Here is a 1,174-nt window from a genome sequence, read left to right on the forward strand (position 1 = left end):
CTAGCTAACCTACAGTTTTGAAAAAAGCGATTGGTCGTCCACCATTCTTTAACCCAAAAACAAAAAGGATGGTGCAAAATGACGACCAATCAACTCTATCATACGCTAATGCAGCAAATAGAACAGATTATTCCCACAGAACGAATAACCCGAAAACGAGTCTTGGCCTGGCTGATGACCTGTTTGTTCCTGGGACGCAATTCCCATGCAGCCAGATTGGGTAACAAGATACCGGGCCAAGCCCAAAAAACAAGTAAAGCAGAACGATTACGCCGTTGGTTGAGTAACAAAGCTGTCCGTGTGCGCGATTGGTATGAACCGGTAGCGCGTCAACTTATTGCCCAAGCCACAGCATCCGGCCAACCTTTGCGTCTCATCGTAGATGGCACAAAAATCGGCAGTAAACATCAATTGTTAATGGTCGCTATTGCTTATCGTCGTCGTGCCTTGCCTTTAGCCTGGACGTGGGTGCGTTGTCGGCGTGGTCACAGTTCGGCTCGAAAGCAACTGGCTCTCTTGAGTTACGTCCACAGCTTGATACCCGTCGGTCAGCTGGTTCAGTTGGTGGGTGACAGCGAATTTAGCCCTGTTCCTGTCCTTAAACAGCTGGATGCCTGGTCTTGGCAGTATGTTTTGCGACAAAAAGGACGTTTTCTTGTCCGTTGTGACCAGAATGCCGATTGGCAACGCTTTGATGAATTAGTCACCAAAGTCGGCCAGGTGGTTTGGTTACCCGATGGCTGGTTCACTGCCAAACACAGCCACCCAACAACTTTGTTGGCCATATGGCGACGAGGCGAAAGGCAACCGTGGTTTTTGGTCACCAACATACCTGACAAAACATTGGCGCTGCGCCTTTACACTCGCCGCATGTGGATCGAGGAAATGTTTGGCGATTTTAAGCGCAATGGGTTTGACCTGGAAGCGATTCGTTTACGTCACTTCCTGCGTTTATCCCGTTTCACAATGGCCGTAGCTTTGCTCTACGTCTGGTTAGTTGCCTTTGGCTCCATGACGATAAAACGCGGCGAGCGCTATTTGGTTGACCGGAATAAACAGCGGCAACTGAGCATTTTCCGCATTGGCTATGATATGTTGGAAAGGTGCTTGACGAACGGAGATGATTTCTCGTTGAAGCTTATCCCCTATTTTTAGCAAACTGTAGGTTTACTAG

The 1,174-nt window shown here is 48.6% G+C and carries 1 protein-coding gene; it reads left to right on the forward strand.

The window, feature by feature from the left end:
• Positions 1–78: 78 nt before the first annotated feature.
• Positions 79–1,155, forward strand: a complete 1,077-nt coding sequence (locus D6694_08900) for an IS4 family transposase (protein ID RMH41450.1) — start codon at positions 79–81, stop codon at positions 1,153–1,155.
• Positions 1,156–1,174 lie beyond the last annotated feature (19 nt).

The organism is Gammaproteobacteria bacterium, assembly GCA_003696665.1.
Lineage (GTDB): Bacteria > Pseudomonadota > Gammaproteobacteria > Enterobacterales.

Bases quoted from the DNA above. Each gene is read 5' to 3' on its own strand.
- D6694_08900 (RMH41450.1), top strand. From the start codon at position 79: ATGACGACCAATCAACTCTATCATACGCTAATGCAGCAAATAGAACAG.